15 protein-coding genes and 1 pseudogene are annotated in these 25830 nt (G+C 49.7%); 3 read left to right on the plus strand and 13 right to left on the minus strand.

Annotated elements, in window-relative coordinates; translation table 11 throughout:
- Window position 1 precedes the first annotated feature (1 nt).
- The 7 genes and pseudogenes from AB8615_RS07325 to AB8615_RS07355 all read right to left on the minus strand — a co-directional run bounded on the left by AB8615_RS07325 (window position 2) and on the right by AB8615_RS07355 (window position 8779).
- Entirely contained in the window at window positions 2-1642 is a 1641-nt protein-coding gene (locus tag AB8615_RS07325; RefSeq protein WP_409431963.1) for a beta strand repeat-containing protein, read from the minus strand.
- A 450-nt stretch (window positions 1643-2092) separates the two neighbouring features.
- Window positions 2093-3517, minus strand: coding sequence for a CsgG/HfaB family protein (locus AB8615_RS07330; RefSeq protein WP_418152035.1), 1425 nt, complete (start codon window positions 3515-3517; stop codon window positions 2093-2095).
- 28 nt (window positions 3518-3545) lie between these two features.
- Window positions 3546-4139 (minus strand): curli assembly protein CsgF, encoded by a 594-nt coding sequence (locus AB8615_RS07335; protein WP_418152037.1) that lies wholly within the window; start codon window positions 4137-4139, stop codon window positions 3546-3548.
- Window positions 4140-4630: 491 nt separating this feature from the next.
- Window positions 4631-5311 carry a DUF6445 family protein gene (locus AB8615_RS07340; RefSeq protein ID WP_409431965.1) on the minus strand — a complete coding sequence of 227 codons (681 nt, stop codon included), beginning with the start codon at window positions 5309-5311 and terminating at the stop codon, window positions 4631-4633.
- A 6-nt stretch (window positions 5312-5317) separates the two neighbouring features.
- Window positions 5318-6409 (minus strand): alpha-amylase family glycosyl hydrolase, encoded by a 1092-nt coding sequence (locus AB8615_RS07345; protein ID WP_418152040.1) that lies wholly within the window; start codon window positions 6407-6409, stop codon window positions 5318-5320.
- Window positions 6370-6693, minus strand: a complete 324-nt coding sequence (locus AB8615_RS07350; RefSeq protein WP_418152042.1) for a hypothetical protein — start codon at window positions 6691-6693, stop codon at window positions 6370-6372. Before AB8615_RS07350 ends, AB8615_RS07345 begins: the two co-directional genes overlap by 40 nt.
- Window positions 6690-8779: pseudogene (locus AB8615_RS07355) on the minus strand (glycoside hydrolase family 97 protein). The gene AB8615_RS07350 and the pseudogene AB8615_RS07355 overlap by 4 nt, the downstream one beginning before the upstream one ends.
- Window positions 8780-8973: 194 nt before the next feature.
- Between AB8615_RS07355 and AB8615_RS07360 the strand changes: the two are divergent.
- Window positions 8974-10485 (plus strand): tryptophan halogenase family protein, encoded by a 1512-nt coding sequence (locus AB8615_RS07360; protein ID WP_409431968.1) that lies wholly within the window; start codon window positions 8974-8976, stop codon window positions 10483-10485.
- Here the strand turns inward: AB8615_RS07360 and AB8615_RS07365 are convergent.
- Together AB8615_RS07365 and AB8615_RS07370 are read right to left on the minus strand one after the other, a co-directional pair.
- On the minus strand, window positions 10464-11972 hold the full coding sequence (locus AB8615_RS07365) for a tryptophan halogenase family protein (RefSeq protein WP_409431969.1): 1509 nt from the start codon (window positions 11970-11972) through the stop codon (window positions 10464-10466). The genes AB8615_RS07360 and AB8615_RS07365 overlap by 22 nt on opposite strands.
- A 117-nt stretch (window positions 11973-12089) precedes the next feature.
- The gene (locus tag AB8615_RS07370) at window positions 12090-14903 is read right to left on the minus strand and encodes a TonB-dependent receptor (protein WP_418152044.1); all 2814 of its coding nucleotides are present in this window, start codon (window positions 14901-14903) and stop codon (window positions 12090-12092) included.
- Window positions 14904-15289: 386 nt separating this feature from the next.
- Here AB8615_RS07370 and AB8615_RS07375 point away from each other — a divergent pair, with 386 nt between their 5' ends.
- On the plus strand, window positions 15290-17239 hold the full coding sequence (locus tag AB8615_RS07375) for an alpha-amylase family glycosyl hydrolase (protein ID WP_418152046.1): 1950 nt from the start codon (window positions 15290-15292) through the stop codon (window positions 17237-17239).
- A gap of 8 nt (window positions 17240-17247) precedes the next feature.
- On the plus strand, window positions 17248-18903 hold the full coding sequence (locus tag AB8615_RS07380; protein WP_409431972.1) for an alpha-amylase family glycosyl hydrolase: 1656 nt from the start codon (window positions 17248-17250) through the stop codon (window positions 18901-18903).
- Here AB8615_RS07380 and AB8615_RS07385 read toward each other — a convergent pair.
- From AB8615_RS07385 to malQ, 4 genes are all read right to left on the minus strand, one after another.
- Window positions 18900-19883: a LacI family DNA-binding transcriptional regulator gene (locus tag AB8615_RS07385; protein ID WP_418152048.1), complete on the minus strand. Its 984-nt coding sequence runs from the start codon at window positions 19881-19883 to the stop codon at window positions 18900-18902. The genes AB8615_RS07380 and AB8615_RS07385 overlap by 4 nt on opposite strands.
- Before the next feature lie 37 nt (window positions 19884-19920).
- Window positions 19921-21465, minus strand: coding sequence for an MFS transporter (locus AB8615_RS07390; protein WP_409431974.1), 1545 nt, complete (start codon window positions 21463-21465; stop codon window positions 19921-19923).
- 135 nt (window positions 21466-21600) lie between these two features.
- Window positions 21601-23232: an alpha-D-glucose phosphate-specific phosphoglucomutase gene (locus tag AB8615_RS07395; RefSeq protein WP_409434079.1), complete on the minus strand. Its 1632-nt coding sequence runs from the start codon at window positions 23230-23232 to the stop codon at window positions 21601-21603.
- Complete coding sequence (gene malQ, locus AB8615_RS07400) at window positions 23223-25775, minus strand: 4-alpha-glucanotransferase (protein WP_418152050.1); 2553 nt, start codon at window positions 25773-25775, stop codon at window positions 23223-23225. The genes AB8615_RS07395 and malQ overlap by 10 nt, the downstream gene beginning before the upstream one ends.
- Between the last annotated feature and the right edge of the window lie 55 nt (window positions 25776-25830).

Here is a 25830-nt window from a genome sequence, read left to right on the forward strand (position 1 = left end):
TTTACTGAGTGACGGTCGCTGTGCCGTTGACGCTCAATAGCTGATCCACGAATGAAGAGTTTGTGTCTGTCATTTGCGTGACATCCGCTTCATTGCCGCTTCCAGCTTGGAAAATTTCGGACATGTTGTTGTTTCCAGATGCCACGAGTGTCGCGTCATTGTCGAAACCAGACTGTTCAATGAGTGATTCATTGCTGTCGCCTGTCTGCTCAGCCTTCGCGAACAACTGATCGCCGCCCTGGAAGATTTCAGATGTGTTGTTATTGCCGGCATCGCCTGCAACACCCTGATCAACATCAGCTTCGACCTCACCGCCAGCTTGCAGAACAAGCGAGGTGTTCATGTCACCGATTTGGGACACATCAACGAGACCGAACGATCCGTCCAAGCCGTTTAACTGACCCACAACAGAGTCGTTATTGTCGCCGAGTTGGTTGACTGACACGAACGCACCTGCGCCGAGTTGACCGACATAGGAGTCGTTTGAGGCACCATTTTGTGTCACGCCAACAGCGGCCAGAAGACCGATTTCGTTGACAGTCGACTCGTTATCTGTGCCGTCCTGATCAACGACAACCAAGGCACCTGCACCAGCCTGAATAACATCAGAAGAGTTGTTCGTACCGTTTTGGTCCACAGCAACCGCTTCGATCACGCCGATTTGTAGGACGCTAGAGCTGTTATCTGTGCCAACTTGGTTCACATCAACAAGGGCTACGCCTGTGATCTGCGCGACGTCAGAGCTGTTTGTTGTACCGTCTTGTGTCACAGAGACAGAAGACGCAGCTGCTAACTGACCGACGCCAGAGACGTTGCCTGTGCCAGTTTGGCCAACAGTAACAGTTGACCCAGCCGCAAGCTGATCGACAGTTGAGATGTTACCATCGCCTGACTGTCCAACAACCACAAAGCTGTCATTACCGTTTTGGTTGACCAAGCTATCATTGGCGTCACCGTCCTGATTGACGGATGTTGAGTTCGTGTCACCAGATTGATTGACAATCGAGTCACTCCCTACACCTGTACCACCAGTTTGGTTGACAGACACTGTGCCGAAGTCACCATCTTGGAAGATAGCAGATCCGTTACCGTCGCCTTGCTGTGTCAAAGATGCAAGGTTGTCAAAACCAGACTGCACGATGCTAGATGTGTTCAGATCAACAGTTGACTGCGCCGGTGGCGTGCCTTGCTTTTCTTGGAACATCGTAATTTCGTTGCTTGCGCCTGATTGTGTAATGGTTGAACCATTGCCGTCACCACGTTGGTCACTGTCAATATCATTGTCACTACCTGATTGTGTAATGACAGAGGTATTGACCAAAGACGGGTTGTTCGGCTGACCAACATTGACCTGGCGCACATTGATATTGTTATCGTTACCAGATTGGTCGATATCACTATCATTGACGTCATTCGTGTTTGATCCAGCATTTGAGCCAGCTGTCTGACGCACCCGAGACTTGTTAGAATCGCCCGATTGCAAAATATCAGACGTCGAGACGCCCGTTTGCGACCCCGCCTGATTTACAACGGCCAGGCCATTCGTACCTGACTGGGTCACATTGCTGACCGAGTTATTCGCGAAGGCGGGTGCCGCCGCGAGCGCTGTCAGTGAGACAGCTGTTAAAAGTATCTTTTTCATTTTTTTCCTCCAAATGAAAATTGTGTCCGCAACTGAATGGTTACGGAGTTTTTCACCCCCCCAAGGAGATGAAGAAGACGCTGCAGCCGGCGAAAGTGCCCGTGCATCGCAAAGGTCAAAGGCATGAAAATATGGGTGGGGATATGCGTTGGAACTGCCGGCAAGCTCTTACGGGGGCTTACCCTCGGTCCAAATGACTGGAAACCTGACACAAGCTGTGATAGCTTGTGCGTGGCGGTTTCTGCGGGTGGTAAGAACCACCGGAACGTAAGTTGTTCCATCAGCATACGTGTCTCCCGGCATCTTCTTGCCGTTGTCCTCAGGACAGTCTTGATCCGAGCTGCAACTCGTTTCAAAACTGCGGAAGCCGCCACCTTTGCCCCACTAAGCCAAACCCGAAAGTTCAACATTTGATGGCTGAGCGCCTTCCTATCTCATCACATTAACCATTTAAGGTGATGAAATTCGGTTGTCGGATGCAGTGTTATAAATCTGCACCTCGTAATCTTTTTTCATATCCACAGTCGTCGCGGGTTGAGATCTATTGATTTCCTCCGTCCGCGTTTGTGCTGTGGTTATAGCTTCATTTGGCGCCTTGACGCTGACCTGTGTCGGCGGCGTGGGCGGTAGACTGTTGAGTATGGCTGCCGCCTCTTGAGACACAACTTTGACAGTTGGGACTGCTTGAGGTTTCACGGCGGGTTGCTTTGCCGCTGGCGTCGTCATGGCCTGTGTTGGGACTGGCTGTGTTGGGACTGCCTGTGTCGGGGCGGCGCGCGCTGTTAATTTTTGAGATACGACTTTTTGCGGTGCCACAGTCTTCACAGGCGAGGTTGTTTTTGCAATTGTTTTAGCTGGAGTCGCTTTCGCAGTTTTCGTAGCCATAGGCTGTGCGAGCTTTGGCTTGTTGACTTTTTTTGTAGTATTAGTCGTCGCATCTAATTGCGCGAAATTACGGTTGGAAGCCTTCGCTGACAGAGCATTACTGCTGATTTGGTAGTTACCGCGCTCCGCTTGATATTCATTGAGCAGTTGTAGCCCCGCAGTGCGATCCGCAAAATCCCATAGTCCGATCTCCGTGCCTTCCATGACAAGCGCGTAGACAGATTTCTCAACGGCTTGGCGCAAAGCGAGTAGCCCAGGCTCGTTCGACGTTACACCTGCATCAGCTTCCAGCAGATTATCAAACGTCACAAATCGGAAGACATTTGCCGAAATACCCACAGACGCGATGGTTTTTTCCGTTGTAACAGACGCTAGCACCTCACCCGTTTTCACGCTGACAGCGCGCAAATGGACAGTCACTACATTCTGACGATAATCCGTGCGTCCACCAATTCCCAAATACCGCGCCGCTACGCCGCCAGTGACGGTGTTCGTGTCAAATCCAACAATCCCACCTTCAAAAATAACGCCCGCAAATAATAGTGGCGGCAGCGCTTTTGAATTCACCGTTGTTTCACCCAAATAGCGCGAACGCATTTCTGAGATAATTTGGCGCTCTTTTAAAAGATTATTGAGATTGGACCGTTCGATAACAGTAAACCAACTTCTTAGGCCTGCATCATGTAGAGCTTTAATCAAAACCTCATCGCCGCCTTGGCTGACCGCTCTAGACAAAGTCTGCCCGGCTTCGGTCGGTTTGAATTGACCTGTTTTGTCATCAAAGCCGTAGACCGCCACGGTGATCTTGCTGGACGGCGGGGGTAAGCGCTGCAACGCGACTTGCGTTGTGGTCGTCTTCGCAATCACAGGCTCGACTGAGATCAAGCCTTTGGAGGCTGGCACAGTGGAGCAAGCGCTAAGGCTCAACCCTGCTGCCGCCGCAACGCAGAGTGCTGTTTTCTTAAACCATCTGTCTGTTCTATGTTTCAAAATTTAGCCCTTTGGAATTTGAAAGTGTTTAGTGAATTGGCTGCTGCGAGGCCCCTAAGGTTCCCGTATCAGTCAACTGGCTAGACATGGTTGTTTGATTCGCCAGGACATCGTTTTTGGTCACGATTGGATCTGACGTTGTGAGAGTGTTTTCAACGGTGGAGGTGTTCACTGCTTTTTGTGATCCTGACGTATCATCTGTCGATGTGTCAGTGATCAATGTCGGAACCGTAATGATAGTTTGCGATCCGTCAGCTTCTGTAATCGTCAGCTGAACACCGTCGAGTCCGCGCACAAACTCGATCGTTTGATCACCAAATATGATTATACCGCTATCCTGCGCATCTTCGCCAAATATGGCGTTGGACACCTGCGTCGATAAAGATGAAAGCAAGCGACTTTGCAGAGATCGAATGAAACGATCCAAGTCATCTTGCGACGTCGCTTCTTCCTGCGGGCGCTCGTAGTCATTTTGAGCATTAGCAATAGCCAGCAAGTGAGCTGAATTAAAAGAATTACCGCCGAATGATGGGTTGATAGGCTCGAAAACGATGTCTTGTGCGTAAGCCGCAGACGACAGCATCAGAAAAGATGTCGCAATTATTACGCGAGTCAAAATCATCACATAGCCCCTATATTCACCAGCAACAAAGTTACCGCCTTATTTTAGGGCGCCTCGACACACGAAATCCAAAGGGATTTATAACGTAGTGGCAAAGCAGTGCCGCGCTAATAATTAGCATGTTTTTGAGAAACGCCCCGTTTCTGCAATGAATTAATAATATATTAAAGCAACAGTCAAGCCGCTAAATAAAAAATAAATTTAGGCGATATTTGTTATATTTTTCATATAGTTACATATCGAAATGAGAGCAAATCAACTTTTTGCAAAAATATTAATTGCAGGGTTAACGCTGAATTTTTGCAAAAAATCGAACCTGTTTTGCATTGAAAATTAGCTCTTACAGTTCCGCCCCAAGCTTTCACGACACACCCCGTCTTATAAATGATGCATAAACTCAGGATCAAAATACGCTATTTTAGCACACTTAAAATCAAGGTTAACTAAAACGATCTGTGGTTGTATGCGTAATTCCTACTAAAGAAGTCTGGTCAGGACTTGTCTTGTAAAAATGTATTTAGCGTCAGTCGCCCCATCATTGGATCATCGCTCAATTCCAAATCATCTGGGATATAGCCAGAGTGTAGCGTCACCCCACGATAGATTATCAACCTATTGGGTTTGGCGGGCACATTTAAAACCTGCTCAAATTGCGACGTAGACTGATTGAAGTAGCGTTGCGGCGGAAGTCCTAGCTCGGCAGCTTCTGTATGAAGGGCTTTCTTATAGGTCTCGAACCTCTCTTCATTCATCGTTTCAAAGCCCGTCCCGCGATGACGATAAAAAGCTGTGCCGCCTTTCTCCGCCTCGGACAAATAATGCAGGACCGCAAATCGACCCCTGTCCAAGCCATCAAAATGCGGAAGGCATTGTATAGGTGTCAATGCATGCGGCGGCGTCGTCACCAGAGAATAGTTACATTCAACGACCCGCACCCCTTGTTTGACATCAAACTCATTTTGCAAAATGGACGTTAGTAGAGCCATCCGCTCACCTAAGTAATTTACATTCCCGGCCGCGCGTATTCCTGGATAAAATTGACCTCGCCGCTCAAAGGGTAGCGACGTCGCATGTGCGATCAAACTCTCGGGATCAGAGTAAAAATCATCAATGATAACGACGGGCTCTTGCTCGCGCCCAAATCTCTCAACGATATACTCACGATCGGCCATGAAGCTTTATCGGCTATAAACGCGATAATCCCAAGGCTCTAATATGAGCGTTGTGTCGCTATTGATCGTTATAGTCGCATCGCTTTGAAATTGATCATAAGTTCCATGCGGCAGAGCATCGGTGAAAGACACACTTTGCAAAGTATCAGAGAAATTGAAGACAGCCAGCACCGCCTCATCCCCCCGCCGCCGAATAAAGCTGAAGACTTTTTGCGGATTGTCATTTTCAACTTTCGTCGTCCGCGCGCCCCACGCCCCGTTATGTAGAACGGGATTATCTGTTTTTAACTCGATCAAATTGCGGAAGAGGTCTTGAAAAGGGTGGTCGTCATTCCAACGGATGAGGTCTTTTTCAAAAAACTCCAAGCGCTTCGTGTTGCCCGCCTCTTGCCCATTATAAATGAGGGGGATACCCTCACCCACAAAGGATAGAACCATAGCGGATTCCAAAGCGTCGCCGTAAATGTCAAAAGGTGTCCCGTCCCAAGAGTTCTGGTCGTGATTAGAGGTATAGATCATGCGCATCGCATCCGCTGGCCATGCGGACTCGTTCGCGGAGTAATAGCCATAGAGTGCGCCCGTATCCGCTCGCCCTTGCGCGATATTTTTCATCGCATCTTTCCATTCCCACGCATATGTCGCGTCAAATGCACGGGCGTGCAGGTCACGAGTTTGCCACTCTGCCAGCATGAACACTGGCTTTATCGCGTCGAGCCTCGCCCGCACGCCTTCCCAAAAGTCGAGCGGGACGTATCCAGCCACATCAGCCCGAAAACCGTCTACATCCATCTCCTCAACCCAATATGTCATGGCATCTGACATATGCGCCCGCACACCAGGCTTGGAAAAATCAAGATCAATAATATCTGACCAATCCCACCAGGGCGTCGGGCGGAAATCGCCATTCCAGTTTTTCTCATACCAATCTGGATGTTCAGTCGCCATAGGATGATCCCACGCCGTGTGATTGGCGACCCAATCGAGAATAACGTAAAAGCCCTGGTCGTGCGCCGCATCAACCAAGGACTTGAAATCTTCCTTTGTGCCAAATTCAGGGTTCACACCAAAATAGTCTTTGACCGAGTAATAGCTGCCCAAAGTCCCCTTTCGGTTTTTTCTCCGATCGGATGAATTGGCATGAGCCACAGAATATCGACACCCAATTCTTTGAGGCGTGGCAAGTCTTCTTGCACTTTGGCAAAGGTGCCTTCCTCTGAATATTGCCGTGTGTTGATCTGATAAATAACTGCATCTTTCGACCATTCGGGATGCGTCAGCTTCACATATGGCTCAGGCGTATAATCATTAGGCAGCGGCGTATCCGTCGCTGCAGAACAGGCTGTCAGCCATAAGGCCGCAAGGATGGGAAGAATACGTCTCATAGCTTTTTAAACCGAATAGCTGCGCCGCCGCTGCGACCCAAAGGTAGAGATATCTGATCCACCGCCGTAACAGATTTTGTTTCAATCACGATGTCATAGGGGTTCGTCTCAAAATCCGCCTCTGGCCCGTCCCTATAAATCTGAGCCTCATATAATCCTTCACCTAAAAAGTTCAGGTCGACATCAAGCTCTCTAGCATCGGCATCGGTGAGAGCGCCCACATACCAATCGTCAGAATTTCGGTCCTTCCGCGCGATGACGGCATAATCTCCAACCTCGCCAGACAGAGCGATAGATTGCTCCCAATCAGTTGGTACGTCTTTGATAAATTGGAAGGCGTCAGGGCGAGCCTCGTAATTCTCATTGAGGTCCATGACCATTTGAATGGGAGAATAAATGGCAACATATAACGACAACTCTTTGGCCAGCGTATGTTCGATCCGGGACCGCACATCATTGCGCTGCAAATCGTCAGCCACCACAGGTCTCTCATTTGGCCTGAGATCAAACGCGCCCGCGGTGTAGTCCATTGGGCCAGACAGCATGCGGGTGTAAATCAAATTCAAAGCATGATCTGGCCCATTGGGCGGAATACCCCATGCGTTAAATTCCTGCCCTCGCGCACCTTCTCGAGAGACCCAATTTGGGTAAGTTCGGCGCAGCCCCGTATCTTTAACAGGCTCATGCGGGTTCATTGCGATCTTGTGATCTGCGGCCAGTTTTACGACTTTGAGGTGATGGTCCACCATCGCTTGGCTATCGTGAAACTCATATTGCGCGATGCCGTTTTCATCGATGCGTTTGATATTACCAGCATCCGCGACATAGCCTGACTTGATCACGCGCACATCATGGGCCTCCATTAAATCAAGCGCGTCTTCGAGCTGATTTTCGTAATTTGTAATGTTACCTGATGTTTCGTGATGCCCGATCAGCCGAACGCCCACCTCTCGGCCGTAGCGGGCGACTTCGGCAATATCGAAATCGGGATAAGTTTCTGTGAAAGAGAATACATCGCCATTGTTAAACCAATCACCGTCCCACCCGATATTCCAGCCCTCAACCAAAACGCCATCAAAGCCGTGCTTGGCAGCGAAATCCATCTTGGCTTTTGTGGCTTCTGTCGTGGCAGCATGGTGATTGATCTCACCCGATGTATTCCCCCAAGTACCTTCTTTGATGTGCTGCTCCCACCAAATACCGACATATTTGCCAGGCGTAAACCAGCTCACATCTCCCAGCGCATTGGGTTCATTAAGGTTCAAAATGAGATCAGAATTGATCAAGCCAACCGCATCGTCCGCGATCTGAATTGTGCGCCAAGGGGTTTCAAAAGGCGTTTGCGTCTTGACCAAAATTCCGTCAGCGCGCGGCGTTAGATCAGCTTGCAAAACACCTTCACGCTGCTGATGCAATGACATAGCGGAGTAATCCACAAGAGCCGCTTCGTGGATAGAGAAATGCGTGCCGTCCTGATTTTCAAATGTCGCGGGTGTATGCACCATCTGCAAATCGCCCGTTGGTTTCTCGCTGTAGAGATATTCGTAGCGGTTATACATGCGCGCGGGGATTGTCCAAGAGGTCGTCGCTGGACCGACATTGAAGTCTGTCATTTCTTCGGTGATCGACACCGCGGCTAATCCGGCCTGTTTTGGGACTTCGTAACGAAAGCCAATACCGTCATTGAAAGCTCGCACGCGGATAGAAAATTTGAGGTTGGGCGTGCCCCGCTCTGCATGGACGAGCAATTCTTTATGCGCATCGCGCACAATACGGCGCTCCCCCAAGGCTGCTCCCAGCTTGTATCGACAGTATTTTCTTCAACGCTGAGAATTCGCAGGTCGGTATCCAAACCGTGCTGTTCCAAAAATCGCAGACCTAAGCGCGAGTCGCCCAGCACAGTCATGCCTTCGCGAGAGACGCTGTAAGTCAGCTTGCCACCTTCATCCGACAAGACGTAACTATTTTTCCCATCAGGTGAGGAAAGGCGAACAGTCTGCACTTCGCGCGGTGTAGAGCTTAGCTCGACACTTTGCTTGGCACTGGACGCTGGGTTAGAGGTTTCGGATTGGGCCGTTGTAGCCATATCGCAAGCGGACAAGGCAACTGTCGAACCCAATAAAAAAAGCGCGGTGAGTCGCATATACAATGTAAAATATCCCATCTATTATTTCCTTAGAGTTTACACGATTTTGCAAATTTTTGGAAATTATTTGACATAATTTGCTTATAAACATGATTTTGCTATGTAATTTTTTGCAAAATTAGGTATAAATTTATATGAGCGATAGACAGATAAAAAAAATAGTCATTGTCGGTGGTGGCTCTGCCGGCTGGATGACGGCAGCCGCTTTGGCTAATGCCGTTGGGCAGTCTTGTAGCATCACGCTCGTCGAATCCGAGAGCATCGGCACAGTGGGCGTCGGTGAAGCCACGATCCCTCCGATCAAATATTTCAATCAAACCCTCGGTATTGATGAGGCAACATTTGTCAAAGAGACCCAAGGGTCATTTAAGCTCGGGATTGAATTTATCGATTGGGCGGAAAAAGGGAAAGCCTATTTCCATCCGTTTGGGCGCTACGGCGCAGAATTTGATAGCGTGCCTTTCTACCACTATTGGATGCGCGAACATTTGGCCGGCAATGTCGATAGCCTGGATGACTATTCCATGGCGTGGGTCGCGGCGAAAAACCACCGCTTTGACCATCCCATGCGCGACAAGCGACAAATTCAGTCGACCTATGACTACGCCTATCATTTCGATGCCACGCTATATGCCCAATATTTGCGCGAATACGCCGAAGCGCGTGGCGTGACTCGTTTTGAGGGGAAAGTTGTTGCAGCGAATTTGTGCGCAGAGGACGGCTTCATCGAAGCCATTAAGTTGGAAAACGGCGACGTTATTGACGCAGATTTCTTCATCGATTGCTCTGGCTTTGGTGGCTTATTGATCGAGAAGACCTTGAAGACAGGTTACATTGATTGGTCGCATTGGTTGCCCTGTGACCGTGCTGTTGCCGCAACTTGCGAACGCGTCGGCGACACGCTGCCCTACACAAAATCAACAGCCAAAGACGCGGGCTGGCAATGGCGTATTCCGCTACAACATAGAACGGGCAATGGGTACGTGTATTGCAGTCAATATAAAGATCAAGATACAGCCACCGAGACCCTGCTTAACGGTTTAGACGGTGCGCCAACATCTGAGCCTAAGCACTTGCGGTTTACGACCGGCATGCGCAAAGAATTCTGGCACAAAAACTGCGTCGCGATAGGACTATCGGCTGGGTTTATGGAACCACTTGAGTCCACTAGTCTTCACATGATCCAATATGCGATTATGCGCCTAATCGCGATGTTCCCAGACAAGGATATGTCGCCGCTGCTGCAAGAGGAATATAATAAACTCACCCGCGAAGAATATGAGCGTATTCGCGATTTCCTCATTTTGCACTACACAGCCACGCAGCGCGATGACACAGAGTTTTGGCGCTACTGCAAGAATATGAGTATCCCAGACACGCTACAATATAAGATCGACCACTTCCAAAACGGTGGACGTATCGTGTCTCATGCAGGGGAGCTGTTCACCAATCCTAGCTGGATTGCGGTCTATATCGGGCAGAACATTATTCCCAGCCGTGCCCCCGCGATTACGCAAATGCGCTCACATGTGCCTGTATCAGACAGGCTCAAAAACATTCATGACGCCATGGCTGATGCTGCCGCGCATATGCCCAATCATGATGACTTCATCGCGAATTATTGTCAGTCAGCCGCGCTGCAATAAGCATCTATGTAATCTTGATGAGAGCCAACTTTCTCCACCGCCTGATCAATGATCCGCTCAACATTGCCCAATAGCTCATTCAGTTGCGCCTCGCCGAGTAAGCTAGCGCGCGCGTGGAAATTTTGAGGGACTAAGCCCTGCCCTGCCATGACTTGCAACCAGCTAGCCTGACCAAAAAGGTCGTCGGGATCTTTGTATATCAACGCCGTTTCCGCAAACATATCCATCTTCGCTTTCAGCGAGTCCGGCACATCCATTGTGCGCACATAGTTCCAAAACTCTGTGTCTGTTCGGTCCGTGCGGTGATAATGCAGGATTAGGAAATCACGGATCAGATCAAACTCTTTGATTATCAGGCGATTATATTCTTGGGTGTTGGCATCGGAGAAAGCCCTATTCGGGAACAATTCGATGAATTTGGAAATATTGGCCTGAATGAGATGGATAGAGGTGGATTCTAGCGGCTCCATAAACCCACTCGACAGACCAAGTGCGAGGCAGTTTTTGTGCCAAAATGTCTCTCGGCGACCCGTCGTAAATTTCAGCAGACGAGGCTCGCCAATCGGTTTGGCATCAAGGTTATCGAGCAAGGTCGCGCGTGCAGCGTCTTCCTCAACAAAATCAGATGCAAAAACATGGCCGTTACCCGTGCGGTTCTGTAGAGGAATTCGCCACTGCCACCCTGCATCATGGGCTGTGGCTTTCGTGTAAGGCAGAAGTGGTCCGTCCTTCTCGCTCGCCACGGCAAAGGCGCGGTTCATGGGCAGCCATTGGCTCCAATCAAGATACTTCACGCCAAGGGCTTGCCCGATGAGCAATGCGCGAAACCCTGAACAATCGATGAAGAAGTCACCCGACAACTCTGCACCGCTCTCAAGCGTCACGGATTGAATATGCCCTGTCTCTGGATCAAGGCGCACATCATTGACCTTACCCTCTGTCCGTTTGACGCCCAACGTCTCAGCATAGCGGCGAAGATATTGACCATAGAGGCCAGAGTTAAAATGGTAGGCATATGAGAGACCAGAGATTGAGGTGTTCCCGACCCTCGGCACATGGGCGAACCGATTTTTATAGGCCGCCTTATGGTGTATCGAATAATCCCAAAGGTTCGATTTCAGGTCATATTCTTGACGCGCGCGCAGCCAGTAATGGTGGAAATCCAGATGATTAATGGGCGCCCCAATATGCCCAAAGGTATGCAAATAAGACTCGCCGATATGCCCCCAATTATTGAACTCAATCCCCAGCTTAAAAGTCGCACGACACTCTCGCATGAAGTCAGCTTCATCGAGGCCGAGCATGCCGTTAAAGCGCAAAATTTGCGGGATCGTCGCCTCGCCCACGCCGACCGTGCCGATTTGATCTGACTCGACCAATTCGATCTTTGTCACAGGGCTAAGGAATTTCGCGAGCGCTGCGGCAGCCATCCAGCCTGCCGTGCCGCCCCCGACAATAACTATTTTCTGGATGTGATTATGGCTCATACCGTCCTTTTACATGCGAAGCTACGGCGTGTCAGCGTCCGAAATCGTCGCGCATGAAAAAGCCTGCCAGTGATGAACTAGCAGGCTCAATTTCGTTTATCTAATCAGGTGATCAAATTAGAATTTTTTGGACACAGTCACGTTGAACGTCCGACCGTAAAGCTCGTGACGGCTGATGACGCGCTCGCCATCAATATCAAAGCTTGTGCGGAACGGCTCATCTGTCAGGTTATAAGCCTCAAGATTGACACCAAAGCCTTCCAGCGGACCATCGTCCCAAGCGTAACCGATTTGTGCATCGAAGATCAATTCGCTGGTCGCGTCTTGTCCAATCAGAGCGCCGTCAAATTGCTGAATTTCCGAGAGGAATTTCGAGCGATAACGACTATTAAGACGCGCTTGGAAGCCATGATTTTCGTAATAACCTGACGCACTCCATGTTGTTTTCGAATAGCCTGGGATATTTCTATCACTACCGTCTTCAAGAGTTAGGCTGCTATCAGCATATGTGATCGACGCATCAATACCAAAACCAGCCAGATTTTCAGGCAAGAAACGGTCAAAGCTCTGACGCACAGTGGCTTCAATACCTGTAATTTTAGCGGTCTCAAAGTTTTCATCTGTTGATTGCCCTGCAATCGCGATTTCAGGACTTCCATTTAGAATTGACCCAAAGCCTGCCTGACGAATTTGCTGAGAAATATCGACCTGAATATTTCTATTTACAACATAGTCACTGATGTCTTTGTGGAAGACAGCAATCGCAATCGCACTATCCTCTGCAAAGTATTTTTCAAATGCGAGGTCGAATTGCGTGGATGAGTATGGGCGCAATAGCGGGTTACCGCCGCTTAGATTGAAACAGAAATCATTCATAGCGGGATTAAATCCAGTCACGACATCTGGAACTCCATCTGCATTTGTATCTCGACATACTTGTGAGTTCACATTCACAGACTGGTTTGCTGCCATTTGATCGAGGCGCGGACGCGTGAGTGTTCTAGCGGCCGCCGCACGAATAAAGGTATCTTCACTGACCTCAAAGCTCAAATTGGCGCTTGGCAACCAATCGGAATAACTATCCGTGATGGTCTGCTCACCTGCGCCAGCTAGCGTACCTGTTGAAGACTGACGTGTGTCAACATATTGAACACCGATATTACCGCGTATCGGCACAGCACCGTCATGCGAAATATTGGCCATCGCATAACCCGTGATAATGTCTTCTTCGACAGTCCAAGCGACGCTATTTGCAGCCTCAACACGATATGTGCCGTCATCGCGCAGTGTGGCAGGGTCATAAACAACCACGTCTAGTCCAAGGTTGCCGGAATTTGTGGATCCGGCACTTCCTGCACCTGGAATAGGCGCTTGAATACTTCTTGGGAAACGGGGATCATCATCGGTGCGGACAAAGCCAGCCCCTTCGCGCAGGAAGCTCTCATTTGAGTTGAAAGACTTTTCACGGTCCGTGACCAAAGCCCCGACTACGATGCCTTCGATAAAGCCTTTATCAACGCCATATTCGACTTCGCCGCGAAGCTGAATCAGGTCATCCTCAATACTTGGCTCTTTCACAAAACCAACTTGGCCCCAGCCACCCGGATCGGTCAGGAATATTTGGCTTGGATCTGCAAAATCAGAGCCTGCATTGATTGAGTACTCGCCATCTTCTGGCAAATCATAAGTTAGCGTATTCAGCAGCGATGTATCGCGGAACCCTGGAATAAAATCACCACCTGGGTCAGGGTTGACGTTTGTTTGTAGGATTTGACCCCCGCGGCCTGCGTATGATTCATAGTCAATGTCGGATTTATCGAGCGTTGACATGGAAATATCGATCGTGCCTTTGACGCGATCTGAGAACTGGTTAGAGAAGTTGGCGCCTATGGCAAAGATTTCCGCTGTATTGCCCTCTGTGTCCGTATGAACGATTGGGCCGACATTTTCATAAGTCGCTGAGTCAGCGTAGCTGCCAGATTGTCCCGTCACAGCAGACGGGCCAGACACACCCGCCCACGTCGCGAGGGGTGTTTCAACACCGCGGAAAATGCCTTCATCGTCAAAGTCAGAGTAAGCCACATCAAATGTCGCTTGGAACGCGTCTGTCGGCTCGAACTGTAATGTGCCGGCCATGGATGTGCGTTTAAAGTCACGAGAGACAACACCAGAGCGCGGGTTGTCCTGTGGATAGGAAATACCGTTTAAGCTGCCAGGATTTTGCGGCTTCAACTCGCGCGAGAAATACTGCGTTGGGTTTGACTGATGCGTCACACCCAAAGACCACCCAATGGTGCCGTCTTCGTTTTGATCGATATATGAACCGAACAGACGATAGCCCTGATCAGAGAAGTCTGGGTTCAAATTGCCATTATCGTTGAAGATATATTTCGCAGACAGGTTGATAGATTGTTCTGTGCGATCAAGTGGACGCACGGTGCGCAGATCAACAGCGCCGGCAATGCCAGTGGCAGCTAGTCGTGCATCGGGTGTCTTATAGACAACGCCCTGAGCGATGAGTTCAGACGGGAAGACATCGAATTCGATGCCGCGATTATTACCTGCAGAGACCATCTCGCGACCATTGAGCAAAGCGACTGAGAAGTCTGGACCCAAACCACGGATCGAAATTTGTTGCGCACGACCCCGAACCCGTTGCGCTGTTACACCTGGCAGTCGAGCCAGTGAGTCAGCGATGGAAACGTCTGGCAGTTTACCAATATCCTCAGCTGTGATCGCCTCGACGATAGAAGACGACTCGCGCTTCAGCTTTAAGCTGTCAGCGATCGATTGACGAATACCTGTCGCAACGACTTCGTCTTCAACAATAGGCGCGTCCTGCGCCGTCGCGGAAAAGCTCAAAGCGAGTGTTAGAGCCGTTGCGGCGGCGCTCGCCATATAGGCACGTTTGAAATTATTGGCAGATGTCATTAGTTTTTCCCTTCAACGAGACGCCCGTCAGGCCCTCTTTGTTTTGACCCTCGACATGAAGATACAGCTCGGGTCATGATTTATTTCTAACTTTTACACAAATTTGCATTATTTTTGCAAATAATTTTATAAATTAATTTCAAATTTATAGAAACTGTTGCAAGAATATCACCCATAGATAACTAATATATTGTTTTATATATATTTTTTAGTTACTTTGTGTTTGAAGAGCGAGTAAGATTAAGAAAATAATTTATGTAAATTTTTACATTGGGCTTTCCATTTGAGTGTAAAAGCCTTAAAGCCCAATCGAAATCGAGAGATAATACTGATCTACACGACACCCAAAATAGATGATTCCAATGCCAAAAAGACATTCCAAACCGATGCCCCGCCTGCACAGAATTTTACTGACCGCCTCTGCCAGCGTTTTGGTGATCGCCTGCCAAGCGCAGCCTGACAGCACCACTGCAAACGAGGCTAAGCCTCAAACGCAAACTTCAACAGCCCCCACGCAAGCCGCCCCTCAAGCCTCTGAAACAACACAGTTTTCCAATTATCTGACGCGCCCCCCTGAAGATGATGTCGTCTACTTCATGTTGCCAGATCGGTTTGAAAATGGAGATTCTGAGAATGACACAGGCGGCTTCCCTGGCGGCAAGCTCGATCATGGCTTCGATCCCACACACAAAGGGTTTTACCACGGCGGTGATTTGAAAGGCCTAACGGAGCGACTCGATTACATAGAAGGTCTTGGCGCCAGCGCGATCTGGCTTGGCCCGATATATAAGAACAAACCCGTTCAGGGTGGACCTGGGCAAGAAAGCTCGGGGTATCATGGCTATTGGATTACGGATTTCACCTCTGTTGATCCTCACCTCGGCACGAATGAAGAGCTAAAAACTTTCGTTGATGCGGCGCACGCAAGAAACATCAAAGTCTATCTCGACATCATCACCAATCATACAGCCGACGTCATTTCCTACCGCGAATGTTATGATCCTGAGTATAAAGGCGCTGACAAAGTTGAGAGCTGTGATTATCGCAGCGTCGCTGATTATCCGTATACAACGCGCGGCGACGTCACGGGGGACGCCATCAATGAGGGCTTTTTAGGCGATGAAGTCCAACACCAAACAGAAGAGAATTTCGCCAAATTAGAGCGTTCTGATTACGCCTATCAGCCATATATTCCAGCTGGCGAAGAAAATGTGAAAACGCCAGCTTGGCTCAATGATGTCAAATATTATCACAATCGCGGCGAAACGACCTTTGAGGGCGAGAGTAGCCTTTACGGCGATTTTTCAGGCCTTGACGATCTATTTACAGAGCATCCTATGGTCGTCGACGGCATGATCGATATTTTTAAAGGCTGGATCACAGACTATAAAATGGACGGCTTTCGGATCGATACCACGCGCCACGTCAACCCAAACTTCTGGAAACAATTCTTGCCCGCCATGAAAGAGCATGCCGCCGCTCAAGGTATTCCAAACTTCTACATGTTTGGTGAAGTCTATGATCCTGACCCTGCCGCCCTTGCCCGTTTTACGCGTGTTGACGGGTTTGATCAGGTCTTAGACTTCGGCTTCCAGACCGCCGTGTTTGATGTTGTCAGTGGCAAATCCAGCACAGATCGCTTTGATCGATTCTTGGACGCCGACGCGCTATACGGCGAAGCAACCAAACAAGGCCGCACGCAGCCGACATTCTTGGGCAATCACGATATGGGACGCTTTGCTGGCATGGTGAAGATTGAAAACCCCGAGATGTCAGAGGCAGAACTTTTGGCCCGCACACAGCTAGCCCACGGTCTGATGATGTTTATGCGAGGTGTGCCTGTGATCTATTCAGGCGATGAGCAGGGCTTTGTATCTGACGGGAATGATCAAAGTGCGCGGGAAAATATGTTTCCAAGCCAAGTGGATGTCTACAATGACAATGATTTGCTCGGGACCGAGGCGACGACCGCTGATAGTAATTTCGATACCGCTCACCCGCTCTATAGATATATCGCAAAGACGGCCGCTATTCGCCGCGCGCATCCTGCTTTGTCGCGCGGGGATATGCAGTCACGCCTGACCGAAAAAGACGGTGGCGTATTTGCATTCTCTCGCTTTGATCCCGACACAGGGCATGAATACCTCATCGCGGCTAATACGAGCCCGAATGCACGGACAGTCAATATCAGCATTGATGCAAGCTCGTCCGATATGACTCCGCTCCTTGGCGATTGCCCTGCCCTGAATACGACTGGCAATATCAGTCTAAACATTGCACCATTTGACCTCGTTATATGTCGGTCCGCGACGCCAGCCTCACGGTTTGAGAAATAGATATGAACATGAGTGAAGACATTAGCGAAACTAGCCATAGCTTTGATGAAGACGGTCATTACGTTTCTGCCACGCGTGATGACACGACTTGGTGGAAGGGCGCAGCGATCTATCAGGTTTATCCGCGCAGTTTTAAGGACAGCAATGGCGACGGCGTTGGTGATCTGCAAGGTGTGATCGAACATCTGGACCACATCGCCTCGCTGGGCGTGGACGGTATCTGGCTGTCACCTTTTTTCACATCACCTATGGCAGATTTTGGATATGACATCGCCGATTTCTGCGACGTTGACCCGGTTTTTGGTGCTTTATCTGATTTTGATCAACTCATTGATAAGGCTCATGAATTGGGCCTAAAGGTTATCATTGATCAGATATATTCTCACAGCTCTGACAAACATCCTTGGTTTGAAGAAAGTCGATTGAGCCGCACCAATTCTAAAGCAGATTGGTATGTTTGGGCGGACGCGAATGAAGACGGGACACCGCCCAATAACTGGCAGTCCGTTTTTGGCATGGGAGCTTGGCAATGGGATGCGCGGCGTGGGCAATATTACCTGCATAACTTCCTTGTCGAACAACCCGATCTAAACTTGCATAATCCAGACGTTCAGACGGCCATTCTTGGTGTCACAAAATTCTGGCTTGATCGCGGCGTTGATGGCTTCCGCCTGGATGCGTTAAATTTTGGCATGCACGATCCAGAGCTGAAAGATAATCCTGTCGAGACAGTCTTTAAACGCCCCCCTACACGGCCTTTCGATTTTCAGCGCCACGTGAATTCTATGTCCCATCCCGACATTCCGAAATTTCTCGAATCTATTCGGCGCGTCATTGATGGTTATCCGGGGCGCTTCACAGTCGCAGAAGTTGGCGGCCCCTTCCCAATGGACGAGATGAAAGCCTTCACGCAAGGGGATAAGCGGTTGAATTCTGCATACGCGTTTGATTTCCTATACGCCCCTGCTCTGTCAGCCGAGTTGATCCGCAATACGCTGTCCGAATGGCCCGGCGAACCAAATGAAGGGTGGCCCAGCTGGGCCTTTTCCAATCACGATGCCCCGCGTGCAGTCTCTCGCTGGCGTGGAAGCTGCGACACGGAACGCTATGCCAAACTCTTGGCTGCGGTGCTGGCTTCCTTCCGCGGAAATATCTTTATCTATCAAGGCGAAGAATTAGGCCTGCCGCAGGCAAATGTTGCGTTTGAAGACTTAAAAGACCCCGAAGCGATCACAAATTGGCCTGAAACTTTGGGCCGCGACGGGGCGCGTACGCCTATGCCGTGGACGCAGGCCAATCGTTGTGCTGGCTTCTCAACAGAGAAACCGTGGCTACCTGTCGATGATCGCCACCTTGAAATGACGGTTGCGAAACAAAATGACACACAAGATTCAGTTTTGAACTTCTACCGTCAGATCATAGCATGCCGCAATAACAGCTCCGCGCTGCGTATTGGCGAGATCAAATTTTTGGACAGCACGCCAGAGCTTCTAGTTTTGCAAAGAACGCATGAAGGCGAAACGCGAATTTGTGCTTTCAACCTCACGGATACAGACCATTCATTACCAGAGGGCTTGGAATTTTCAGCCGAAATCTGCGTGGGCGAAGCTGTCACGAACGGCCAGTTACCAGCCTATAGCGGCGTTATCAGCCAGCCTCTCTAGCCGCCGCAGGACTCGCGCATAATCAGGTCGGTTGGCAAGCGTTCGGACACCATGTCTTGCGGGTGGGACGCGTTCAGCAGCTTAGCCACCATCAGGCTACCAGCCTTGGAAAGATCTTGGCGGATGGTTGTCAAAGCGGGTCGATTATAGCGCGCAAGTTGCACGTCATCATAGCCGACAACGGAAACGTCCCTTGGCACAGAAATCCCGTGACGCTGTAGAGCGCGGATAGCGCCGAGCGCGATCAAGTCACTACTGGCAAAAATAGCGTCGAAACTTTGTTGGCTTGCGACCAAGGCGTCAACGGCGACCTCTGCGCTTTCTATTTTAAAATGCGCGGGCGAGACGAGGTTTTCATCTAGCTTTAGCCCCTTCTCCTCCAACGCCTGACGATAGCCGTCAAAACGCTGTCCAATTTCGGGGGCTTCCGTATCGCCAAAAAAGGCTATTCTCCGCCGACCGAGACGCAGCAAATGCGCTGTAGCTCTTTTACCACCGCGCACGTTATCTGTGCCGACAGAACAATATCTCTGGCCGGGTAAATCGCCACCCCAAACGACAAACTTCGTTGGATGACCCACGAGGCGATTTAGCCGCTCGTGCAGAAAACTCTGCCCCAAAATAATGACGCCTTCCGAATGATTTAATTCTAACAAGCGGGAGAGATCATCATAATTTTGCGGAGCAGCGTGAGAGATCAGCAGATCGCATTTACGGTCGCGTGCCGCTTCGCCAACCGCGCCAATTAGCTCTTGAAAAAAGGGATCGCGCAGCCAGCCTTCACGACCTTGAGGCGGCGGAATGATAATGCTGATCGTCGCATTGGCCCGCTCCAAAGAGGTCGGCATTGTCGGACGTAGATTATAGCCATGCTCTCGCGCAAGCTTCCAAATTTCGCGTTTGGTTTGCTCGTTGACAGATGGGCTATCATTTAGCGCACGCGAGACTGTTGCAATAGAGACGCCCGCTATCCGCGCCAAATCTTCGAGTCGAGTTTTTTTGCCATGATTTCCAGCCTTAAGTGACGGGCTTCTTATACGGCACGAAGACAAGAAGCAAAGCACCAAGCATCATAACAACGCCGCCAACGACCAGAGCATATATGGCCTCATTCCCCAAAAATGTTTTCACAATAGGCCCCATGATTGTGCCGACGACAATTTGTGGGATCACGATGAAGAAATTAAATATGCCCATATAAGTGCCCATTTTTTTAGGCGGTAAGGCGTCTGCTAAAATCGAATAAGGCAGTGTCAGCACGCAAGCCCAGGCAATCCCAATCGCCGTGGCAGACAGCCAAAACATCCCCGCATCTTTGAAGAAGAAAATCGACATAACCCCCATGCCGCCAATCGCAAGAGCCAAGGCATAAGACAGCTTCAACCCAACATATCTCACGATGATTGGGATCAATAAGCTGAATAAAAACGCGACAATGCTGTATATCGCGAAAATATTGTTCACGGCCAAACTACCTTCGCCGTAAGCAGCTGACCCTGCATCTGTTGCGCCGAAGTGGTAAGACGTCACGGCGGGAGTTAAGTAAATCCACATGATGAAGAAGGCGAACCATGTTGTGAATTGCACAGCCGCTAGACGCTTCATCACTGTCGGCATGGTGACCAAATCACCCATCAGCGTACCGACCATACCCGCACCCTTCCCCGATTTTAATCGCGCAGCCGTGATCAAAAAGAGAAGCCCTAAGAAGATCAAGGCCGAGGCAAACACCGCAAATTGCTTATCTGTGCGTCCCATCAAAACCAAAAGCACCAGCGCAGATCCCAAGCCGATAACGACGGCTGCCCATTTAAAAAAGAAAGCTGACGGCGGAACCTCACGAACGTCGCGACGAGCCTGCGCGAGCTCCGAATTATCAGCGGCGTCGAAAGCCTCAAGGTCTTCAGGCGTATATTCTTTGGTTGTGACAATCGTCCACAATACTGTCAAAAACAGCAACCCTGCGCCGATGAGAAAAGCGAATTTCACAGAGTCTGGCACTTGGTTCGCATCCGATGTGTTTGCAACGCCCATTGCTGTCAGCCAGTTCGGAAGCTTGGACGCAACGTAGCCGCCCCCGCCGATCATAAAGCCCTGCATAGCGTAGCCCAAAGTGCGTTGTTTCGTAGATAGATTGTCTCCCACAAACGCCCGAAAAGGCTCCATCGAAATATTTAAGGACGCATCTAATATCCAGAGCGAGCCCGCCGCGATCCACAATAAAGGTGAATACGGCATCACCAGCAGCGCCAATGAAGCAAAAATAGCGCCTATGAAAAAATACGGGCGGCGGCGACCAAATCTGCCCCATGTTTTGTCGGACATATACCCAATAATCGGCTGGACAAGAAGTCCCGTCACAGGCCCCGCAAGCCAGAGGAGTGGCAACGCATCCAACTCTCCACCCAAGCTTTGGAAAATCCGACTTGCATTCGCGTTCTGAAGCGCAAAGCCGATTTGCAGCCCGAAAAATCCGAACGCCATATTCCAGATTTGGAAAAACCCGAGATGCGGCTTGTGTCGCGCCGAGACAGTCGCAGGAGTTGTCGCCGAAATTGTCATAATGTCCCCGAATGTAATATATTGTAAATTTTACATCTTTTTACATACCCACCGCGGTTTGTCGACATAAATCATGTCGCAAAGCTCATTCGGAGCGAAAATCTTACCGGTATTTCTAAGGGTTTTATTTCGAGCCTAAGTGACCAAACTTGCCTTATCGCGACCCGTCAGATTGTGAATATCTGTAATTTTTTCGGCAATCGTGACAATATCGGCGAGAGCTGTATGATTATCATCATTGAGCCTATCGGGATCAGTTACATATTTTTCGACATACAGCCTGAGAGTCGCGCCAACCGTGCCAGTTCCTGAAAGGCGCACGACAAAACGACTCCCGCTTTCGAAACCAATTCGCAAACCTTGGTTTTCTGATACTGAGCCATCAATGGGATCGTGATAGGTAAAGCTGTCGGCAAATTTGACAGTCTCCGCTCCAAAACTTTGCCCGGGTAGAGTGTCGAGCTGCGTCCTAATATGCTCCATAACCGCATGGGCTTTCTCGACCTCGACGCCTTCATAGTCATGCCGCGCATAAAAATTACGGCCGTAAGTTTTCCAATGATCAAGCATGATATTTTGAACGGACATGTTGCGCACAGCCAAGATATTCAGCCATGCCAATACGGCCCAAACACCGTCTTTTTCCCGCACATGGTCCGAACTGGTCCCCGCACTTTCTTCGCCGCAAATTGTAATGCGTCCCGCATCTAATAAATTGCCGAAAAACTTCCACCCGGTTGGCGTTTCAAAATACTCAATCCCCAGTTTTTCAGCCACGCGGTCCAGAGCGGCGCTGGTCGGCATGGACCGCGCCACGCCCGCTATCCCGGTCTTATAGGCAGGCACAAGATGCGCATTGGCGGCAATCACGGCGACACTGTCCGAAGGCGAGACGAAAATGCCTCTACCGAGAATTATATTGCGATCGCCATCTCCATCAGACGCCGCACCAAAATCGGGCCCATTATCTGCGAACATAGTGTCGAATAAATCTTTGGCATATACGGGATTAGGGTCAGGATGAGCGCCGCCAAAATCTGGGGAAGGCGTTGCGTTCATCAAAGCGGTCTCAGGTGCGCCCAATCTCTCCACGAAAACCGCCTTGGCATAAGAGCCCGTAATAGCATGCATCGCATCAAAACGCATCGTTCGGCCTGACGCTAGCCAATCTCTGATCGCATTGAAATCAAAGAGGCTCTCCATAAGGTCGGCATAATCGGAGACAGGGTCGATAATCTCGACCTCCATATCACCGAGCTTTGATGTGCCGCACACCCCCAATTCGATCTTAGACTTGTCTAAAATTTTATAGTCATCGATTTTAAGCGAGTTTTGAAAAATGGCATTTGTGACGGATTCGCTCGCCGGGCCGCCATTTTCGCCGTTAAACTTAATCCCGAAATCACCTTTGGGGCCGCCGGGATTGTGACTGGCCGATAGAACTATGCCGCCCTGAGTTTTATACTTACGGATGATGTGGGACACGGCGGGCGTAGAAAATAATCCGTTCTGCCCGACTATAGCTTTTTTGACGCCGTTAGCTGCGGCCATAGATAGAATGATTTGAATCGCAACGTCATTGTAATATCGGCCATCCCCGCCGATAACTATTGTCCCTCCGCGCAAATCTTCCACGACATCGAAAATCGACTGGACGAAGTTTTCCAAATAGCCAGCCTGTTGAAAGACTGACACCTTTTTGCGAAGGCCGGACGTTCCAGGTTTTTGATCCTTAAACGGTGTTGTTCTTACAACTTTCATTTCGATCCTGTCTGGCGCGGGCGCGCCGAGTTTATAGCAGAGATTATCGTTTTGGCAGACGGATGATCTGTAGTAGTTGTTAAATCGGCGCTATATTTTCGACGCCAGTTTGGTTGTTCTCGCGTCGTGCCTGGGACATTTGGCTGTGCGGTCTGCAAGAGTAAATCCTCAAACTGCACTGCGATTGCCAATGCGGGGGAGCGGGAGAGCATAGCGTGGAGTTTTGCGGCGAGATCGACGGTTAACGACGCGTCTGAGGCGCCCTCATCGCCCGCCTGATACCGCAGAAATTGCTTGTCATGTTCGCGTTGATTGCGCTCTCTATTTAAGGCCTGTTCGTCCGAGGCAATTCCGAGGGCAGCCCGCCACTCAAAATCCGTGCCTTTCCAAAACCCCGAGAGCGTAGGAAAGTCATGATTGCTAAAAGCCGCAAGTGACAATTCACGCGCATGCCCCGGCGCGATAAGCTGTCCGCTAGAATCCCGCTCGATAATTCCGATGCTGCATCCCATCAGATCGTAATTCTGCATAGCTTGTCTTAACCCATCAGGAATTGTGCCAAGATCTTCCCCGATAACTATGCATTTTGCAACTCGGGACTCTTCTGCAATCATCTCAAGAAGACCTTCCAAAGGATAGCGCACATAGGCACCGCCCGCACCGTCTTTATTTGGAATCCAGAAGCTTCGCATATGGCCCAAAATATGATCAATACGGACCGCTCCCGCCTGTCGCATAATGCGCTGTAAGGAAGATCGATAAGGCTCAAAATTATTCGCAGCCAACTTATGCGGGTCATATGGGACGAGGTTCCAAACCTGCCCGTCTGGATTGGCCGCATCGCCTGGCGCTCCGAGGCTTATATCATTCGCATAAGCCGCTTTATTCCGCCAGACATCCGACCCTCCTGGCACCACGCCGACGGCGAAATCTAGGTATAAGCCTATCGACATGCCCGCCGCAATGGCCCGTTCCTGCGCCTCTTTTAATTGGGTCTGCGCAATCCACTGTAAGTAGGTGTAAAATTTAATTCGGCCTGCGTGCGCATTGGCGAATTTGTCTGTTGCCGCGCTGTGCGGCGAATTTAGCTCGTCGGGAAAATTCCTATATCCCTGATAGGTCTGTTTTGCTTTTGGAAGTGTTTCGAAAATAACATCAAAAATTGCATGAAGACGCAGGGATTCTCCCTCACTCTCAGTAAACTTATCAAAATTCTTCCGGCGCGGATGTGTTGCGCTCAATGCGTTAAATCTTTCGAAGGCAATTTCGAAGGCCTTGAATTTCAGATCATAAACGGCTTGGTAATCGACAAAATCGGTGCCCCTCACCTTGCGTAAATGAGGCTGGAAAGCTTTCAAATCATCATTGGTTAGGTCGTCTATTTTATCGGGAGCGATGTGCATGATGTTCAAAAAATCGCGCGAGGACGGCGAATAAGGTGCATAAAGTTCAGCATTGCTCGGAAACAACGCGTGAACTGGATTAATGCCTATAAAGTCTGCGCCTTGACGGCCCATCTCCTCGGCAAAGATAGCTAGGTCTTCAAAATCTCCGACACCCCAATTCCGCTCGGACCTCAGCCCATAAAGGGCTGTAGTGATGCCCCAAGCTTTCCCATCTTCTTTCAAGACCTGTGCGCCGTAAACGGGCTTTATTTCGTCGCGAGCTTTGCGTTCAGCAGCCTGCCCAAAAGACCCATCCATCGCCTGTAGAATTGCGCGCTTCGTCTCTGTCGATGCCAAATGATGCTGGCCAGAAACATCCCAAAATTCAGGAATGATGCCAGCTAATCTTGCGTCTTCTTCAATGTTTGCCGACGCAATATCTCGTGGCAGTGCCAATGATGCACTACTCAAAACGACTATGCTGTCATGCGAAATTTGGCACAACTTTCCACTCAACTCAGATTCAGCGCTAGCAAATTCGATTCTCCACTTATCGCCTATCGGTAAAATGAATTCAGAGGCTTCGCCCCGATTAAATATCATCAAAACCGAACCGTGATTGTTCACGGATAGCATCATGCCGAACGCCTGATGGTCAGCGTCCTCCCATCCTGAGCCTTTCAGCGTATTGCCAAACCTATCTATCCAAACCACATTTTGAGCATGGGATGCATTGATCGTTTCGCCGTGTAAAAACTCACCCTGACCAAAGTGAACCAATTTTTCGCGCAACCCAATTAGCTCTGCCACGGCCTCGGTCAGTGTTTCGTCACCCTTCGTCCAATCTAGCCACGCAATCTCATTGTCTTGACAATAGGCATTGTTATTCCCGCCCTGACTTTGGCCAAATTCATCGCCCGCCAGTAACATCGGAACACCTTGCGAGAGCAGAAGGGTTGCGAGCATATTGATTTTGCGGCGGCGGCGATTTTCTATAATTGACGGATTATCTGTAGCGCCCTCAACGCCCATATTATCAGAGAGATTATGACCATGCCCATCACGATTTTCCTCGCCATTGGCATGATTGTGCTTGTCGTTGAAACTCACGACATCCTGCAAAGTAAACCCGTCGTGAGAGGTGATAAAATTGACGGACGACAAGGCGCCTCGTCCGCTATGATCAAAATTCTGCGCTGAGCCTAATAGTCGTCCGGCG

The organism is Litorimonas sp. RW-G-Af-16 (assembly GCF_048319245.1).
GTDB lineage: Bacteria > Pseudomonadota > Alphaproteobacteria > Caulobacterales > Maricaulaceae > Litorimonas.

Bases quoted from the DNA above. Each gene is read 5' to 3' on its own strand.
- AB8615_RS07350 (WP_418152042.1), bottom strand. From the start codon at position 6,693: ATGAGACGTATTCTTCCCATCCTTGCGGCCTTATGGCTGACAGCCTGT.
- AB8615_RS07335 (WP_418152037.1), bottom strand. From the start codon at position 4,139: ATGATTTTGACTCGCGTAATAATTGCGACATCTTTTCTGATGCTGTCG.
- AB8615_RS07370 (WP_418152044.1), bottom strand. From the start codon at position 14,903: ATGACATCTGCCAATAATTTCAAACGTGCCTATATGGCGAGCGCCGCC.
- AB8615_RS07360 (WP_409431968.1), top strand. From the start codon at position 8,974: ATGAGCGATAGACAGATAAAAAAAATAGTCATTGTCGGTGGTGGCTCT.
- AB8615_RS07380 (WP_409431972.1), top strand. From the start codon at position 17,248: ATGAGTGAAGACATTAGCGAAACTAGCCATAGCTTTGATGAAGACGGT.
- AB8615_RS07375 (WP_418152046.1), top strand. From the start codon at position 15,290: ATGCCCCGCCTGCACAGAATTTTACTGACCGCCTCTGCCAGCGTTTTG.
- AB8615_RS07390 (WP_409431974.1), bottom strand. From the start codon at position 21,465: ATGACAATTTCGGCGACAACTCCTGCGACTGTCTCGGCGCGACACAAG.
- AB8615_RS07325 (WP_409431963.1), bottom strand. From the start codon at position 1,642: ATGAAAAAGATACTTTTAACAGCTGTCTCACTGACAGCGCTCGCGGCG.
- AB8615_RS07365 (WP_409431969.1), bottom strand. From the start codon at position 11,972: ATGAGCCATAATCACATCCAGAAAATAGTTATTGTCGGGGGCGGCACG.
- AB8615_RS07340 (WP_409431965.1), bottom strand. From the start codon at position 5,311: ATGGCCGATCGTGAGTATATCGTTGAGAGATTTGGGCGCGAGCAAGAG.